This window comes from Nitrospirillum iridis (genome assembly GCF_014205765.1).
Classification (GTDB): domain Bacteria; phylum Pseudomonadota; class Alphaproteobacteria; order Azospirillales; family Azospirillaceae; genus Nitrospirillum; species Nitrospirillum iridis.
In genome coordinates, this window is sequence record NZ_JACIIZ010000010.1 from 232129 (window position 1) to 249749 (window position 17621).

Consider the following 17621-nt stretch of genomic DNA (forward strand, 5'->3'; position numbering starts at 1 on the left):
CTCAGCGTACCGACCGGATCGGCAACACGAAGAACGAGGACAGGAAGACGAAGACGATGGCCGCGATGAACAGCACGCTGTAATCGCCACCGGACAGGCCCAGCAACCAGGCGGACATGACGGGACTGATGGCCTGCGGAATATTGATGGCGGTGGTCAGGATGCCCAGGTCCTTGCCGGTGGACCCAGTGTCCCGGGGCAGCACCTGGGTCATCAACGCCATGTCCACCGCAGTGAACGCGCCGTAGCCCAACCCGACGATGCCGGCATAGAGGTACATCCCCTCCACCGTCGGGGAGATCAGCGGGACCACGCAGGCCGCCGCCATGATGACGGAGGAGAAGAAGACGAAGGGCTTGCGCCGCCCCACCCTGTCCGACAGGAAGCCGGAAACCAGGCCGGAGAACAACAGCATGACGAAGGTGATGGCGGAGATGTTGCCGATGACGACGTTGGCCTGGTCCACCGACAGGTGGATGTAGTCCCGCAGGATGTAGAGCTGGTAGGTCACCACCCCCTGGTATCCCATGTAGATCGTGAAGCGGCCGAGGAAGGCCCAGCCGAAATCGGGATACTTGCGCGGATCGATCCAGAAGCTGCGCAGGAAGGCCACCAGGCTGAAGGGCGCTGGCTTCAGATGCGCCGACGACGCCTCGCGGTTCAAGAAAACGAAAGCGACACAGCAGGCGGCGACGGCCAGGGCGAACACCAGATAGCCCAGCGCCAGCTGGCCGGCCAGGTGCCCCGCCACGATGATGCCCACCGTGCCGCCGGCCGTCATGCCCGCCCCGATGAAGCCGGAGGCGGTCCCCCGGTTGGCCGGCGCGAAGCGGTCGGCCACCACGGTGGACAGCGGGCCCTGCATGGCGTTGTAGGCGATGGCCGCCATGACCCACAGCACCGTGATGGACCACAGGGACGTCACCAGCGACACGCCGAACAGGCACATCGACCCGATGAGCGAGGCCAAGGCGATCCACGGCGACCGCCGGCCCCAGCGCGACCGGGTGCGGTCGGACAAGGCGCCGGCGATGGGGGTGGTCAGCGTCGAGAAAATGGACGTGATGGACATGACGATGGCGAAGTTCGCCGCCTTCGCCGCCGGGTCCAGCGCCGCCACCTGGTTGGGCAGCAGCACGGAGATGACCCCGTTGTAGAGGGCCAGCAGCACGAAAAAATTGGTCAGCAGCGACCAGAGCAGGACCCAACGCCGCCGCCCCGCGACATGCTGGCTGGTGTCTTCCGCCGCAGCGGAGGGAAGGGGGACGTCCATGGGAATGTCGCTCATCTTCGGTTGATCTCTCCCTGACTGCCGTCTTGACGGGCCCTCTTGGGTGGGGCCGTTGTCGATTGATTGTTTATCGCCGCGTCATCCGCCGCCCAGCCGGTAAACCCGCCGGGCCACACCGTGGCACACCGCGTCCCGATCCGCCTGGGTCCAGCCGGCGGCGATGTCCTGGAACGCCGCCAGCCACGTCGGGTAGCCGCCGGCCAGATCCACCACGGGCCAGTCACCGCCGAACAGGCAGCGCCCGGCGCCAAAGCAGGCCAGGGTGTGGTCGATGTAAGGCCGCAAGTCCTCCACCCGCCAGCCCTCCCACCGCGCCTGGGTGGTCAGGCCGGAGATTTTGCAGGCCAGGTTGGGGAAGCGCGCCAGCCGGGCCAGGGCGTCGGCCCAGCCGTCGCCCCGGATGTCGCCGCCGTGGGTGGCGATGTCGGGCTTGCCCAGGTGGTCCAGCACGGTGACGGCGTCCGGCACCGCCGCGTACAGATGGTCCAGCGCCTGGGCCACATCCCGCAGCTGCGGCGCGCGGGCGCAGATGTCCAGGCTGAACCCCGCCTTCGCCGCCCGCACCATGCCATCCAGGTGATCGGGGTCGGTGACGAAGGCCAGCGGCTCGTTTTGCACCGACCGGCGCACACCGCGCACCAGTGGCCGCGCCGCCAGGGCGTCGATCGCCGCCTGCGCCCCCGCCCCCAGTTCCAACGGCGCGAAAGCCACGATGCCGCCCACCGGCACGCGGTCCGCCAACCCGGCGACCCAGTCCACCTCATCCAGTGCCTGGGCCGGATCGCAGTCCGCCTGCACGAACACCGCCTGCTCGACAGGCAATCCCAGCGCCGCCCATTCGAGCGGCGTGTGCGCCCCCCCGATGGACGGGACGTGGGACAGCCAGTCGTAGCGCAGGCGCGCCGGATCCCAGAGGTGCAGGTGGGCGTCGATCAGCATCAGCTTAGCCGGCACGGCGCCAAGCGGACCTGGGGCGGTGCCGCGCCCAGGTCGGCGCGGTCCAGGATGGCCGGCCGGCGCCAGAGGGTCCGCGCGCCCTCGCTCAGCACCAGGCCGTGGCCCGGCGCCTCCCGGCCGTGAATGTAGCCGTCTTCCATGCGGTAGCCCTCCTCCACCAGATGATCGAAGTTCTGGTAGGAATATTCCAGCCACTCGACCTCCGGCAGCGCCAAGGCCATGTTGACGCCGATCTCCAGGAAGGAGTTTCCCAGCGTCACCGGCACCGCCTTCTCCGCCGCCAGCCAGCCGATCCGCATGACGTCGGTGACATGGCCGTGGACGTTCAGCATGTCGGCCCCGCCCGCCTCGATCAGCGCGCGCTTGCCCGACACGTCCAGATATTCGCCGCTGTTGATCAGGGTGCGGCCGGCCGTCTGGCGCAGCAGGCGCAGGCCGTCGAAATCATTGCGCTGGATGGGATCCTCCAGCCAGAAGATCTCGTGCCCCGCCTTGCGCATCAGTTCCAGGTTCAGGATGGTCTGCTTGGGCGACCAGGCCTCGTTGGCGTCCACCATCACGGTGGCGCCAGCACCGACGGCCTGCTTCAGCAGATCCAGGCGGTGGATGTCGCGCTCGATCTCCGGATGGCCGACCTTGATCTTGAAGGCGGTGAAGCCTTCGGACGCGGCATGGGCGAACAGAGTCTGGAACGCCCCGTCATCCAGGTGGAAATCCAGGCCGGAGGCGTAGGCCCGCACCTTCCGCTTGCGGGCCCCCAGCAGCCGCCACAGCGGCAGGCCTACGGATTTGGCGAACAGATCCCAGACCGCCTGCTGCAATGCCTCCTCGAACGGCAGGGTGTGGCGCCGGGCGGTGCCGCCGCGCGGCCGGGTCACCCGATGGGCCAGGGCGCCGGACTGCTGCCCCTCCAGCCCGGGCCACACCTCCGACCGGAAGACGCGGATGATCTCCCCCTCCTCCGGCAGGGGGAAGAACAGCGACTGGACGAATCCCAGGCCGACCGAGCCATCGGAACCCACCAGTTCCAGGGCTGCGACATGAACGTCATCGGCACGGACTTGGCTATCCCCGATGACCCGATCTCGGGCAAACTGGAATCGTGTGATGCGGAAGTCGACGATCTGCATTTTCACCGCTACACTCTATTCAGATATCGATATCTGAAATATCAGGACATGGAATAGATATGGCAGCGGCACGCAGAAAGCAAGCGGCAAACGCGGCGGTCGAGGAGTCCGGCGGCGCCCCGGAGGGCAAGCGCCTGAGCGAGATCGCCTACAGCGCCATCCTGGAGGGATTGTTCGCCCGCAAGGTCCCCGCCGGCGCCTTCGTGTCGCAAAATGATCTGGTGCAGCTGCTGGGCATCCCGGTGCAGCCGTTGCGCGACGCGCTGCGCGTGCTGGAGGCGGAAGGGGTGCTGACCATCCATCCCCGCTCCGGCATCCAGTTCCTGAAGCCGGATTTCGAGTTCGCCCGTTCCACCTATCAGTTCCGCTCCATCATAGAACGCGCGGCCGCCCGCACCTACGCGGAAACCGGCGACGCGGCGGAGATCGCAGGCCTGCTGGCCGACCACCAGGCGCTGATCGCCACCATAGAGAAGGACGGCCTGACCCCCGCCCTGATCCAGACGCTGGAGGGGCTGGAGCAGCGTTTCCATGGCGCCATGATCGCCTGCCTGCGCAACCCGCTGATCGAGACCACGGCCCGCCGGCTGAAGAACTACGTCACCTTGATCCGCCTGGAACGGCTGATCACCCAGCCCCTGGCCCTGCGTACCTTGAATGAGCATATCGAGGTGCTGCGCGCCTGCACCGACCGCGACGGCGACCGGGCGGAGGCGGCGCTGACCGTGCACTTCCAGGCGGCTTTGCAGCGCATCCTGGGCATGTTCTGAATCGGCCGCCCAGCGGCGTTGACATATAACAATACGTATCTAATATATCAGTTGCGACTCAATCGTCTCAACCGAATGGATATGTGATGAAACTGGCCCGTTACGGCGCCCCCGGCCACGAACGCCCCGCCCTGCTGGATGCCCAGGGCACCCCGCGCGACCTGTCCGGCATCGTCGACGACATCGCCGGCGACGTGCTGACCAGCGCCGGCCTGGCGCGGCTGGCGGCCATCGACCCCGCCACGCTGCCCGCCCTTCCCGCCGGGCAGCGCATCGGGCCGGCCGTGGGACGCGTGGGCAAGATGATCTGCGTCGGCCTGAACTTCCGCGACCACGCGGCAGAGTCCAACCTGCCGCTGCCGACCCAGCCCATCCTTTTCATGAAGGCCACCACGGCCATCTGCGGCCCCAACGACGACGTCGTCATCCCCTACGGCTCGGTGAAGACGGATTGGGAGGTGGAGCTGGGCGTGGTCATCGGCGACGTCGCCCGCCACGTGCCGCTGGAAAAGGCGCTGGACCATGTCGCCGGCTATGTCCTGATCAACGACCTGTCGGAACGCGAATTCCAGCTGGAGCATGGCGGCCAGTGGGTGAAGGGCAAGAGCTGCGACACCTTCGGCCCCATCGGCCCCTTCCTGGCGACCAAGGAGGAGATCGCGGATCCCCAGGCCCTGGGGATGTGGCTGACGGTCAACGGCCACCGCTACCAGAACGGCACCTCGGCGGAGATGGTGTTCGGCGTCGCCCACCTGGTCAGCTACATCAGCCGCTACATGACCCTGATGCCGGGCGATGTCATCAGCACCGGCACCCCCGCCGGCGTCGGCCTGGGCCAGACCCCACCCACCTACCTCCAGCCCGGCGACGTGATCGAGCTGGGTATCGACGGCCTGGGCACCCAGCGCCAGCGCACGGTGGCGTGGGGCGCGGTGGAATAAGCATGGCGCTCGACCCTTCCCCCCTCGACCCTTCCCCCCTCGGCCCTTCGCCCCTCGACCCCGCTGGCCTAGGCGCCCTCGGCTTCGGCGCCGCGCCCATCGGCAACCTCTACCGCGCCATGCCGGAGGAGGATGCCGAGGCCACCATCCGGTCGGCCCTGGACGCCGGCATCCGCTACCTGGACACGGCCCCGCACTACGGCTTCGGCCTGTCGGAAAAGCGCCTGGGCCGCTACCTGCCGGCCCTGGATCCGGACGAGGCGCTGATCATCTCCACCAAGGTGGGGCGGCGGCTGGACCCGGTGCCGGAGGCGGACCTGACCCGGGCCCGCCAGGGCTTCGTGACGCCGGAACCGTTCGAGAGCCGCTTCGACTATTCCTATGACGCGGTCATGCGCTCCTATGAGGCCAGCCGGCAACGGTTGGGGCGGGAGCGCATCGACATCCTCTATGTCCACGACATCGGCCGCTACGCCCAGGGCGACCGCCATGCGGAGACGTTCCGGCAGTTCATGGCGGGCGGCTATCGCGCCCTGCGGGAATTGCGCGACGGCGGGGCGGTGGGCGCCATCGGCCTGGGCGTGAACGAGTGGGAAGTCTGCGTCGAGGCGCTGGCCCACGGCGATTACGACCTGATGCTGCTGGCCGGCTGCTACACCCTGCTGGACCAGTCGCCGCTGGACGTGTTCCTGCCGCTGTGCGCGCGGCGCGGCGTCGGCATCGTCATCGGCGGCCCCTACAATTCCGGCATCCTGGCCACCGGCGTGAAGGGCCCCGGCCCCGTCAACTACCAGTACCAGCCGGCCCCGCCGGGCATCGTGGCCCGCGTCGCCGCCATCGAGGCGGTGTGCGACGCCCACGGCGTGCCCCTCGCGGCGGCGGCCCTGCAATTCCCCCTGGCCCATGGCCAGGTGGCCTCCGTCATCCCGGGCATGAACAGCCCCGGCCAGGTGGAACGGGCCGTCAGCCTGATGCGCCACCCCATCCCCGCCGCCCTGTGGGCGGAGCTGAAACACCAGGGCCTGCTGCGCGCCGACGCGCCGGTCTAGTCATGCCAACGGCATTTGAACGTAACCGTTCAAATGCCGCCCTCAATCGCCGGGCACCGACATCCGTCGGCTTGGCTTCCTCGTTTTGCAGTCCGCTACCGCTCCCCGCAAAACTCCGGCGGCCCCGGTCGGGGCCTACAGCGGCATAGTCATGCCGCTGGGATAACCTGAAGGAAACACGTAATGGGACGCCTAGAAGGCAAGATCGCCATCGTCACCGCCGCCGGCCAGGGCATCGGCCGGTCCAGTGCCGAGCTGTTCGCCCGCGAGGGCGCGCGGGTCATCGCCCTCGACATCAATGCCGAAGCGCTGGCCACGCTGAAGGGGGTGGAGCCCCGCACCCTGAACCTGCTGGACGGCGACGCCATCCAGGCGCTGGCGGCGGAGGTGGGCGCCATCGACGTGCTGTTCAACTGCGCCGGTTACGTCCATGCCGGCACGCTGGCCACGACGGCGGAGAAGGACCTGGACTTCTCCTACGACCTGAACGTCAAGGCGGCCTTCCGCATGATCCAGGCCTTCCTGCCCGGCATGATCGCGCGCGGCGGCGGCTCCATCGTCAACATGTCGTCGGTGGCGGGCTCGGTCCTGGGCGTGCCCAACCGCTTCGCCTATGGCGTGACCAAGGCCGCCATCATCGGCCTGACCAAGTCGGTCGCTGTGGATTTCGTCGGCCAGGGCGTGCGCTGCAACGCCATCTGCCCCGGCACGGTGCAGTCGCCGTCGCTGGATGAACGCCTGGCCGCCACGGGGGACGCCGACGCCGCCCGCGCCGCCTTCGTCGCCCGCCAGCCCATGGGCCGCATCGGCCGGCCGGAGGAGATCGCCGAACTGGCCCTCTATCTCGCCTCCGACCTTTCCTCCTACACTACCGGCACGATCAACGTCATCGACGGCGGCTGGTCGAACGCCTGATACCAGCAGCACGGGCTTCAAGCCAGTGCTGCTGTAGGACGCGACCGCGTCCGCCGGAGCGAGCACCCCCAGTTAGCGTAAAGGGGGGGCGCAGCGAGGAAGCCAAGCCAGCGGATGCTGGCGCCCGGCGTCTGAGGGGGCGTTTGAGCGGTCACGATCAAATGCCGTTGGTAAAATAGGCATGGGAACCACTGGCATGATCATCTCTTCTCCACGGGATTTCCGGGAGGCGGCCCGCCGCCGCCTCCCGCGCTTTCTGTTCGACTACGCCGACGGTGGTGCGGGGACGGAGGAGACGATGCGCCGCAACGTCTCCGACCTCGGCGCCCTGGCCCTGCGCCAGCGCGTGCTGAAGAATGTGGCCGACATCACGCTGGGGACCCGCCTGTTCGGGCAGGACGTCGCCATGCCCGTGGCGCTGGGGCCGGTCGGCATCGCCGGCATGTTCCGCCGCCGGGGGGAGGTGCAGGCGGCACGGGCGGCGCACAAGGCGGGCCTGCCCTTCTGCCTGTCCACCGTCTCCATCTGTTCGCTGACCGAGGTCGAGGCCGGCACGGATGGGCCGCTGTGGTTCCAGCTGTACGTCATCCGCGACCGCGCCTTCATGCGCGACCTGCTGGCCACGGCCAAGGCGCTGAAGGCCAAAGCCCTGGTCTTCACGGTGGACATGCCGGTGCCCGGCACGCGCTATCGCGACGCCCATTCCGGCATGTCCGGCCCCAACGCCCCGCTGCGCCGGGTGCTGCAATCCATGGGCAAGCCGGGGTGGAGCTGGGACGTGGGCCTGCAGGGCCGCCCCCACCGGCTGGGCAACCTGGAACCGGTGCTGGGCGACAAGAGCGGCCTGAACGACTACATGGGCTGGCTGGGGTCCAACTTCGACCCGTCCATCTGCTGGTCGGACCTGGAGTGGATCCGCCAGGGTTGGGACGGCCCGCTGATCATCAAGGGCATCCTGGATCCCGACGACGCCCGGGCCGCGGCCGACATCGGCGCCGACGGCATCGTCGTCTCCAACCACGGCGGCCGGCAGCTGGACGGGGCGCTGTCCTCGGCGCAAGCCCTGCCCGCCATCGCCGACGCGGTGGGCGACCGCCTGACCGTGCTGGCCGACGGCGGCGTCCGCTCCGGCCTGGACGTGGTGCGCATGCTGGCCCTGGGCGCCCAGGGCGTGCTGCTGGGCCGCGCCTGGCTCTACGCCATGGCGGCGCGCGGCGAGGCCGGGGTGACCCAGCTGCTGGAGATCTACGCCAAGGAAATGAAGGTCGCCATGGCCCTCACCGGCGTGCGCACCATCCAGGAGATCGACCGGTCGATCCTGGCGTGAGGGGTGGGGTAGGGCAAAGCCGCTGCTTGAGTGCGGGGAGCGGCTTTGCGATCTCCCGAAAGCGAACTTTGACAGGATGGCATCATACGCTGGGGGCGCGTTTAGCAACGTGTCCCCCAATTCCCAAGGGGTGGTTAGCAATGGAAATTCTGGACTGTAGGGGCAGATCGGCGTATCGCGAAATCAGCTGATATAGCTGAGTTGCCTCATGCCGATTGAGCATCCGCCACCTACCGAAGCAACCGTGAAGTCATTATACGCACATGCGTTCGGGTGTGCGTTTGAAGGCTGCTCTCGGACGCTATATAGGCTGGACAATGAGACCGGGACGAGAACACTCAATTCCAGGGTTTGCCACATTCATGCCCGGCGGGAAGGCGGACCTCGATGGGATCCCAGCCAGTCGGCGGAGGATAATCGAGCTCAGCAAAATTTGATTCTGATGTGCGTAGAGCACGCTGCTCAAATCGATATTCCTGAAACGCTTTCAGCCCATCCTCCTGAGCGGCTACGAGAATGGAAGCAGAGGCAGTTAGAGCAGTACGACCGCGTCCAGCAAGGATGGGCACTTGATGCGGATATGGTTCGAGAGGCCATCGACGCCTCACAGTCAGATACAGGTGTCGTTATCAGTAGCTCGACAGTCAGCCTGGGGGGCGAAGGTGGTAAGGCACCTGGGGCAGGCGGTGGCGGAGGTGGGGCCGTTGGCCGTGGTGCTCGCGGTGGTAGGGGAGGAGATGGTGGTGGACACCGAATCGATAGTGGCAACTACACCTTGCCGTGGCCGGTAGATCGACCGACGCAGCTCGGGTTGGACGAGTTAGCTGGTCTGAGCGTCGATTTTGTCCCGGGCGTTGGCGGCGGCGGCGGTGGTGCTAATGGTAATGATGCGACGGGAGGAGATGGCGGAGGTGGGGGAGAGGCTGTATCAGCCGTGATAGATTTGGCTGAGATGCGGAAGGATGGTCTGGATCGGGTCGAAGTCATTGTAGGTAAGGGTGGAGTACATGGTGGTGACGGGGAGGATTCCATCCTCAATTTTGTGACCGAGGATGGGAAGGTACTGAAGACTATTGGTGCTTCTGGAGGTAAGGCTGGGGGCTCTACTCTTCCTGAAGGTGCCACTGAAATTACCATAGCAGATATTCGGGAGAATTTCAGGGTTACAACGTTCCTAATCGCCAATGCCGTAGAGATGCGAGACGGGCTGTTGTACCTCCTGGGGGCGGATTGGGGCAACTTCCGCGCTGCATGCCTTCCATTGGACATTGTTTTGCCCGTGGTCTACGCGCTGCGATGGTCTGCGTGCCAGTGGTCCGAGCCGCGAGGGCTATTCCTATCTCTCATTCGCCCAGATGGTAGCGAGGTAAGGCGTCAGGCATTGGTTGTCCCAATGGCGATTAGTCCAGGAGGCTGTTATCGCGGGTTTCATTCTCTCAATGTGAGGCTGGACACAGAAGGTATCTGGACGCTCCGCCTTCACTCTGGTCGGTTCTTGTTGGCGCAACTCGATATGCCAGTTGACCGAACGGAAAGCATAGTGATCTGAGGCTATCGCCCGGATGAGCTTTCGGTGGTTGCAGGCCCACGATTTGAACCTGTGGGCAGTCTCCGTTTTTTACCTGTCCCGCTTCTGAAAGGCGCCGTTCTGCTAGCGGCCCATTTCTGCCGGTCCGGGCCCCAAGTCCCCCTACACGTGGGCAAGGCTGGCATCACCCAACAACTGGCGCCCCTCGAAGAACGCGAAGGCCGCCATGGCCCTCACAGGCGCACGCGGCCCCGCTCACCCCCCGCAAACCTTGCGCGCGACCAGGGCGTAGGCGCTCAGGATCGAGGCCAGAAGGCCGGGGAAGCGCCCGTCGATCTCGCCGCAGCGCGAATGGTTGCGCATCTCCACGCCGTGGCGTTCACAGCGGATCAGGCCGGCCTCGCGCAGCACCTTGATGTGGTGGGACAGCGATGACTTCGGGATGGTCCGATCACCGACGACCGCGACCGCCGAGCACGCCTGCACGCACCCGGCCCCGGAAATCTCGGCGAAGATCGCCGCCCGCTCCGGATCGGACAGGGCGTGGAGGATCGCCTCTGGCCGGACATCTTCAACGGACGGGTGGAATAGGGGTCTCATGATTTTTTTAATATGAGGGGGGTTGATGGCCGCTTCAATAGTTCCGATATTCCGAACTATGGTACAAAGCCGCCCGTCGGTGGCTGCCACGCTCAAAAGGAATGGAAAACATGGCCAAGCTCACAGGAAAGGTCGCCGTGGTGACGGGCGCCTCCAAAGGTATCGGCGCCGGAATCGCAAAAGCGCTGGCGGCGGAAGGGGCCGCCGTGGTGGTCAACTACGCCTCCAGCAAGGCCGGCGCGGACACGGTGGTCCAGGCGATCACGGCGGCCGGCGGCAAGGCCATCGCCGTACAGGGCGATGTCACCAAGGCGGACCAGGTGCAGGGCATGATCGACGCGGCGGTCAAGGAATTCGGCCGCTTGGACATCCTGGTCAACAACTCCGGCGTTTATGAATTCGCCGCCATCGAGGAAGTGACCGAGGCGCATTACCGCCGCATATTCGACGTCAACGTGCTGGGCCTCCTGCTGACCACCCAGGCGGCTGCGAAGCACCTGGGCGAGGGTGGCAGCATCATCAACATCTCGTCCGCCGCCACCAGCGTGCTCATGCCGAACTCGGCCGTCTATACCGGGACCAAGGGTGCCGTGGACGTCATCACCGGTGTGCTGGCCAATGAATTGGGGCCGCGCAAGATCCGGGTCAACGCCATCAACCCGGGCGTTGTCGAGACCGAAGGCACGCATACCGCCGGGGTCATCGGCTCCGACCTCGAACAAGGCTTTGTGGCGCAGACCCCATTGGGCCGCATAGGCCGGCCGGACGACATCGCGGCCGTCGCCGTCTTCCTCGCCTCCGACGACGCCCGTTGGCTGACCGGCGAACGGCTGACCGCCAGCGGCGGCCTGCGCTGAGGGGCTGATACCGTCGCATTTGAACGTGACCGTTCAAATGCCCCTCAGACGCCGGGCGGCGGACATCCGTCCGCCTTGGCTGATCCTCGCTCCGTTCCTCCGGTACTCGCTCCGGCGGACGCAGTCGCGTCCTACAGCGGCACGAGTCAAACCTCGTGCCGCTGATAAATAGCCCCCCGGCAGTCGTCCAAAAAGAAACCCCATCCCGTTTCCGGGATGGGGGCATAGTCGGGTGGAAGGGATACGGTACTGGGAAGACGGGCAGGAAAACTGATCCCAGGCCGGCGACTGCCGGCCCCGCAGCGAGCACCGCAGGGCGGAGCGAGGAAGCCAAGCCCGCGGATGCGGGCGCCCGGCGATTGAGGATGGCATCTGATCGCGGCCGCGATCAGATGCCGTATACATATGAGCTTAGAACTTCACCCGCACGCCGGCGGCGAAGCGGCGGCCGGTGGTGCGGTACTCTTTGGTGCGGTCGGGCGTGGTGGAGTAGATGAACTCGTCCTCATCCGTCAGGTTCAGGCCTTCCAGGGTGACGGAGATGTTCTCCGTCAGGTCGTAGGACAGGCTGGCGTCCAGCTGGCCGTAGGCGTCGAAATATTCCGGATCGCCGTTGCGGCCGCTGGCCAGCTGCAGGAAGCGGTCGCGCCAAGTGTACGCCAGGCGCGCCTGGATGCCGTGCTTCTCATAGAAGGCGACCAGGCTGTAGGAGTATTTGGACAGGCCCTGCAGGCCGTAGCTGGCGCCGCTGACCGCGTTGGCGTACTTGGCGTCGCTTTCCACGTAGGTGAAGCTGGCCTGCCCGCCCAGGCCGTCGAACGGCCCCGGCAACATGTCGAACACCTGGCGGTAACCGACCTCCAGCCCCTTCACCGTGGCGCCCTTGCCGTTGGTGGGCTGGGTCACCTGGAACACCACCTGGTCCACCTTCTGCGGCGTCGTGGCCTGGGCCACGAAGCTGTCGATATTCTTGTAGAACACGGCGGCCGACAGCATGGACAGATGCTGGAAGTACCATTCCAGGCCGAATTCCGCCTGCGAGGCGCGGAAGGGGTTGAGGTCGGGGTTGCCCTTGGTGATCTGCTCGTTGCCCGGGTTGGACAGGATGGTCTGGGCCGGCGACAGGTCGGACAGGGTCGGGCGGGTCATGACGCGGGAGGTGGCGAAGCGCGCCACCAGGTCGTCCGTGAGGTCCAGCTTCACGTTCAGCGAGGGCAGCACGTCGGTGTAGTGGCCGCTGAAGCTGATGGGCTGGACATCCGACAGGACGATGATGTTCTGGCCCAGGCCGTTGGGCTTGGCGCTCAGCACGGTCTGCGCGGCACCGGCGCTGGTGTAGGTCGTGTCCTCGATGCGCACGCCGGTGTTGACGGACAGGGGCAGGCCGCCGATCTCCGTCTTCAGGTCGAACATGATATAGCCCAGGTTCACCTTCTCCTTCACGCGGGAGCTGGCGGCCGGGTCGGCCACGGGCCGGGTGTAGATGCCCTCCGGCCGGGACATCAGGTAGTTCACCATCGCCTTGGGATCATAGGTGATCCAGTTGCGGATGATGTTGTCGCTCTTATACTTGGAGAAGAAGTCCATGGTCGTCGGCGTGAACAGCGACGACGGCAGCAGCACCGAGCCGCCACAATAGGCGCAGGCCACGGAACCGGGCTGGCTGATGGCGTCCGCCGTCTTGGTGCGTTCCTGGTGCGACGCGCCGGCGGAGATGGAAACGCCGCCGCCCGGATCCCAGGTGCCATCCAGCTTCGCCTCGTTGACCTCATCCTTATAGTCGGTGCCGCCCCACAGGTTGTAGTGGGCGCCGACGTTGTTCACGTCGGTCGCGACGTTGGAGATGGTGGGCGAGGAGAAGTTATAGTCGTAGATCGGGTTGCCGCCGCGCCGGTCGAACGTCATGGTCATGTCGCGGCGGCGGATGGTGGAGAAGATGCTGTCTTCCTTGCCCTTGCGCGTCGCCTGCGAGGTGGAGGCGTCGAACACCAGCTTGAAGGCGTCCTTGTGCCAGGCGGTGTTCAGGCCCACCAGGTACGTTTCCGTCAGGCGCGGGGTGTAGGTGACGATCTGATCCACCGTGCCGCCGACGATCTTCTGATAGACGGCGGAGCCATTCTTGACCACCTGGTCGACCAGCGTGCCGGAGGAGAAGTCGTAGGCCAGGCCCTGCGACTGGTCGATCTGGTCCATCTTGGTATAGAAGCCGTCCAGCGTGAACGTCAGGTTGTCGTTCGGCTCGTACTGGACCGTGCCGTTCAGGCCGGTGCGCTTGCGCGACGTCTCATAGAAGAAGGGCGACAGGTTGGACGGCATGTCCACGCCGGTGAAGCTGCCCACGGCAGGCGCGGTGCGGCCGTACCAGTAGTCGGTGGGGTCGACATTGCCGCGCTTCACATGGCCGGCGCCGATGTCGAACTCGTCATCGCGGCTGTCGCGCTTCTCGTAGGAGGCCACCAGCGCCACGCCGAAGGTCGATTCCGGGTTGTGCCAGCTGACGACGCCGGACAGCGACGGGTTGGTGCTGTCCGCCAGCTCGCCATACAGCGCGCGGGCGCTGCCGGCCACCACCAGGTCCTGCTTCTGGTCCAGTGGGCGCACCGTGCGGATGTTCACGGTGGCGCCAATGGAGGCGCCGTTGATGTTGGCGCTGGGGCTCTTGTAGACGTCGGCGCCGGAAATCAATTCGGAAGGCAGGACGTCGAAGCTGAACTCACGCCCCACGTTTTCCGTGGCCAGGATGCGGCCGTTCAGGGTGACGGTGTTGAACTGGGGGCCCAGGCCGCGGACCGAGATGAACTGGCCGTCGCCGCGGTTGCGGTCGATGGCGACACCGGTGATGCGCTGCAGGGATTCGGCCACGTTCTGGTCCGGCATCTTGCCCAGGTCTTCACTGGCGATGCTGTCGACGACGTTGACCGAATTGCGCTTGATCTCGGTGGCGATCTGCAGCGAGCGTTTGATGCCCGTGACCACGATCTCTTCCAGGCCCTGGTCGCCGGTGGCTGTGGTGGCGGTGGCCGGGGCCGTCGCCTGCTGGGCGAAGGCCGTGCCTACCATGGCATGCAGCAGGGCGCAGCACGCGACACCTTGGGCGAGCCCCATCAACGTACGCTTCATTATGAACGTCCTCTCCCTTGATCGATGGGCTTATGACATCGAGATGCCAGTGCCCGTTGTTTGAAATATCAGTGGCACGTTATGAAATTCCATGCAACGGGTTTTCTGCATTTTTGTGCGCCAAAAATGAGATCAACCAACAGATGCGCGGGGGCGATTTCGCTACGGCGTTAGGCAGCCGGCAACGCGCGGAGCCGGCGGGGCCGCCGTCGCCCTGCCCCGTGAGGGCGACCCGGGCCTTCTTCATGGCGGCGACATCGCGACGGGCTGCTGGCGATTTGCGGGGACGGCCCCGCGTTGCCGCCGGTGACGATCACGAATACGCAAAGGGAGGAGAAAAGGTCGGCACGGGCGGTTGCTGGTCGGCGCAAGACCCCGTTGCCGAGGGGATATCGCCTTCGGGCTGACGCCCTGATTGTATGCCCACGGGGGCTCTAGCGCCTCGCCCCCATGTCACGGCCAGCAATTAGGAGGTAGCGGTCACCGGCAGACGCCCCAGTCGCCCTGGCAGGCCAGGCGGCGCGCATAAATTATTCCCGCACCCTCTGTCCTCTAACGCATGACCTGGCCAACGGGGACCCGGGGGTTCTACGGGTTCTGGGCGTTAATCAATCTTAATTTTGGCCAAGCCTTCGAGAGATCAAAATGGCCGGGCGCCTGTTACACCACGCGAGGGGACGTGATCAGGATCAGGAACTCGCCCGACAGATCGATACGCTGCGGGGGAAAGGGGTCCACTTCCTCATCTGCCGCAACACATTGGAGGGAATGAAGCTGGCGCTTTCCGACCTGTATGGCGTGAAGGAGGAGGATGTGGTGCCGAGTGGCGTGGCCGAGATCGCGCGCCTGCAGGGAATGGGCTTCGTCTATCTCCATCCCAGAGACATGGCCCCGGAACGAGATGCCCAGCTTTTCGCATGTCTTGGCAAGGCCGGGGAAGACGTCGAGGCACCCCCGGCCCCGTGTCGCCCGCAGGTTCCACCGGGATGTCCAGGCGGTCGAGGGTGACGAAGCCGGTTTCGCGTTTGAAGATACGGTCGACGCGGGCGCGTGGGGCGGCACGGGGAGAGCGGTTTCAGGGACAGGCCCCTGGAGCTGGATGCGCTTCCAAAAGCCCTGCGTGTACATTTTTGCTATTTATTTTGAGTTGGTTGAAACCAACAAACTACGTGCTATCTTAAGGTTAAATCCGTGATGTTTTAAATTGACGCGCAGCACGAATTTCATAATCCTTTAATATAAACTTAGCATCTATCTTACAGATTCACGACTAATGAAGTATACGCCCACGGTGTTGCGAACTCTAAATACTATTATATGCTCATTATTCTCTAATATGACATCACAAATTTGCCATTGATCCGATTCTGCTATAGCGGATGCCCCATGAGGGCATCATGGTGCCGATGTTATTTAAGACCATCGTCGTCAGGAACAAAAGGATCGGCAGACATGAAACCGCGATTGCTGCTTATCGGGGAGACCGATGCCGCGATCAGGTGCTGCCTGAACGACCTGGAACAGGCGGCCCCGCAGATGACATGCGAACAGGTCCCTTGGGACGGATTGCAAGTTGATCGTCTGGGAACCGGCGATACGGACCTCATTCTGCTATCCGCCCTCCACGCCCCTGCGCGCGCAGAGAAAGTTCTCCGCACCGCCCCCATCGGTCGGGCGACGGCGCCTATGATCGCCATATTGCGGAATGATACCGACGCCGACCTCATACGGCTGGCCGCCGAATTCGCGGACGACTTCGTCGTGGTGCCTTTGCACGACGGCGAATTGCATTACCGCATCCTTCGGCTGCTCGGCCACGGTTGGAGTGACGGTTCAGGCGACGAAACCTCCGAGATCAAGGAGCGTCTGGCGCGGCAAGTCGCCCTGTCCGGCCTGGTGGGACGCGACCCGGCGTTTCTGAAAACCCTCGCGAAAATTCCGCTGGCGGCCCGTTGTGGCAAGGGACCGGTGCTGGTCACTGGCGAAACCGGCACCGGCAAGGAACTTTGCGCCCGTGCCATCCATAGCATCGGCCCCCACAGCGCTTTTCCGTTCATTCCTGTCGATTGCGCCACCCTGCCCGACCACCTTTTCGAGAATGAAGTCTTCGGACATGTCTCCGGTGCCTTCACAGACGCGCGACATGACCAGAAAGGTCTGGTGGCGCTGGCGGAGGGCGGCACGCTGTTCCTGGATGAGATCGATTCGCTCTCGCTGACCGCGCAATCCAAGCTGTTGCGCCTGCTTCAGGAGCGAACCTATCGCCCCTTGGGATCCAGCCGGTTCCTGTCGACCAATGTGGCGATCATCGCCGCTAGCAATTGCGACCTCGAAGGATTGGTGCACGCTCGGCAATTCCGCGCAGATCTCTATTTTCGGCTGAACGTCCTGCGCCTGGATTTGGTCCCGCTGCGTGAACGGCGAGGCGACATTCCCCTGCTCGCCCGGCATTTCCTGGCGTCCCTCTGCGCGGAAGCCGATCTCCCGCGCAAGATCCTGGCATCCTGCACCTTGCGTAAACTTACCGAATACGATTGGCCCGGCAATGTTCGCGAGTTGCACAACGCCATGCGCCGGGCCGCCCTCTTTTCCGAAGGTTCGATGATCCTGGCTACCGACATCGCCGAAACATGCGGCCCCTCGGAAAAATCTCCCAACGGGAAAGGTGTTGGGGTTCTCGGCAGCTTCCGCATCGCCAGGACCCACGCCATCGAGCGCTTTGAAAAACGGTATGTCGAAGATTTGATGCGGGAATGCGGCGGCAACGTGTCTCAAGCGGCCCGCATCGCCGAGAAGGACCGCCGCGCCTTTGGGCGGCTGGTCAAGCGTTACGGCGTCGACCGCGACTACCCCGGACATTGAGACAATCTCGCGGCGGTCGGAGTCCGGTCAGCCCCGCCCAACGCGCCGGGCGGCAAACCCGCGCCCGCTTTCCATTGGCTTCCACACCCCGCACGGGAATCTGACTTCGCTGGGCCGCCCGAGTGAACGCTGGAAGTCCGCCGTCGCGCCTGGGAGACCGGGTCAAAATTGACCCACCTGGGTCAATTACAACCAAAGAAGGTTGCCGTCAGCATATCTCTCGTTTTTGGGGATGGGCTGTTCGCAATCCAGGATCATACGGACCCACCCCGCC

General features: G+C 65.1%; 13 protein-coding genes. 8 read left to right on the forward strand and 5 right to left on the reverse strand.

Annotated features, from left to right (window positions below):
* Position 1 precedes the first annotated feature (1 nt).
* The 3 genes from FHS74_RS18325 to FHS74_RS18335 all read right to left on the reverse strand — a co-directional run bounded on the left by FHS74_RS18325 (position 2) and on the right by FHS74_RS18335 (position 3378).
* Positions 2–1288, reverse strand: a complete 1287-nt coding sequence (locus FHS74_RS18325) for an MFS transporter (protein ID WP_184803226.1) — start codon at positions 1286–1288, stop codon at positions 2–4.
* A gap of 81 nt (positions 1289–1369) precedes the next feature.
* Positions 1370–2245 (reverse strand): amidohydrolase family protein, encoded by an 876-nt coding sequence (locus FHS74_RS18330; protein ID WP_211106386.1) that lies wholly within the window; start codon positions 2243–2245, stop codon positions 1370–1372.
* Positions 2230–3378 carry a mandelate racemase/muconate lactonizing enzyme family protein gene (locus FHS74_RS18335; RefSeq protein ID WP_184803330.1) on the reverse strand — a complete coding sequence of 383 codons (1149 nt, stop codon included), beginning with the start codon at positions 3376–3378 and terminating at the stop codon, positions 2230–2232. Before FHS74_RS18335 ends, FHS74_RS18330 begins: the two co-directional genes overlap by 16 nt.
* 59 nt (positions 3379–3437) lie before the next feature.
* On the opposite strand from FHS74_RS18335, the gene FHS74_RS18340 reads away from it, so the two are divergent.
* The 5 genes from FHS74_RS18340 (at position 3438) to lldD (ending at position 8380) form a co-directional block, all read left to right on the forward strand.
* Positions 3438–4148 (forward strand): GntR family transcriptional regulator, encoded by a 711-nt coding sequence (locus FHS74_RS18340; protein ID WP_184803228.1) that lies wholly within the window; start codon positions 3438–3440, stop codon positions 4146–4148.
* Positions 4149–4234: 86 nt separating this feature from the next.
* A complete protein-coding gene (locus tag FHS74_RS18345) occupies positions 4235–5089 on the forward strand; it encodes a fumarylacetoacetate hydrolase family protein (protein ID WP_184803230.1) in 855 nt (284 codons plus the stop codon).
* Positions 5090–5091: 2 nt separating this feature from the next.
* A complete protein-coding gene (locus tag FHS74_RS18350) occupies positions 5092–6138 on the forward strand; it encodes an aldo/keto reductase (RefSeq protein WP_184803233.1) in 1047 nt (348 codons plus the stop codon).
* Positions 6139–6321: 183 nt separating this feature from the next.
* Positions 6322–7053 carry an SDR family oxidoreductase gene (locus tag FHS74_RS18355; RefSeq protein ID WP_184803235.1) on the forward strand — a complete coding sequence of 244 codons (732 nt, stop codon included), beginning with the start codon at positions 6322–6324 and terminating at the stop codon, positions 7051–7053.
* A gap of 196 nt (positions 7054–7249) precedes the next feature.
* Entirely contained in the window at positions 7250–8380 is a 1131-nt protein-coding gene (gene lldD, locus FHS74_RS18360; RefSeq protein WP_184803237.1) for an FMN-dependent L-lactate dehydrogenase LldD, read from the forward strand.
* A gap of 1783 nt (positions 8381–10163) precedes the next feature.
* Here the strand turns inward: lldD and FHS74_RS18365 are convergent.
* Positions 10164–10508 carry an ArsR/SmtB family transcription factor gene (locus FHS74_RS18365; RefSeq protein WP_184803239.1) on the reverse strand — a complete coding sequence of 115 codons (345 nt, stop codon included), beginning with the start codon at positions 10506–10508 and terminating at the stop codon, positions 10164–10166.
* Between the two features lie 110 nt (positions 10509–10618).
* Here FHS74_RS18365 and FHS74_RS18370 point away from each other — a divergent pair, with 110 nt between their 5' ends.
* Positions 10619–11365, forward strand: coding sequence for a glucose 1-dehydrogenase (locus FHS74_RS18370; RefSeq protein ID WP_184803241.1), 747 nt, complete (start codon positions 10619–10621; stop codon positions 11363–11365).
* A gap of 411 nt (positions 11366–11776) precedes the next feature.
* Here FHS74_RS18370 and FHS74_RS18375 read toward each other — a convergent pair whose 3' ends face one another.
* Positions 11777–14485 carry a TonB-dependent receptor gene (locus FHS74_RS18375; protein WP_211106388.1) on the reverse strand — a complete coding sequence of 903 codons (2709 nt, stop codon included), beginning with the start codon at positions 14483–14485 and terminating at the stop codon, positions 11777–11779.
* Between the two features lie 645 nt (positions 14486–15130).
* Here FHS74_RS18375 and FHS74_RS18380 point away from each other — a divergent pair.
* Together FHS74_RS18380 and FHS74_RS18385 are read left to right on the forward strand one after the other, a co-directional pair.
* On the forward strand, positions 15131–15493 hold the full coding sequence (locus FHS74_RS18380; RefSeq protein WP_184803243.1) for a DsrE family protein: 363 nt from the start codon (positions 15131–15133) through the stop codon (positions 15491–15493).
* Between the two features lie 444 nt (positions 15494–15937).
* The gene (locus tag FHS74_RS18385; protein ID WP_184803245.1) at positions 15938–17347 is read left to right on the forward strand and encodes a sigma-54 interaction domain-containing protein; all 1410 of its coding nucleotides are present in this window, start codon (positions 15938–15940) and stop codon (positions 17345–17347) included.
* Positions 17348–17621: the final 274 nt, after the last annotated feature.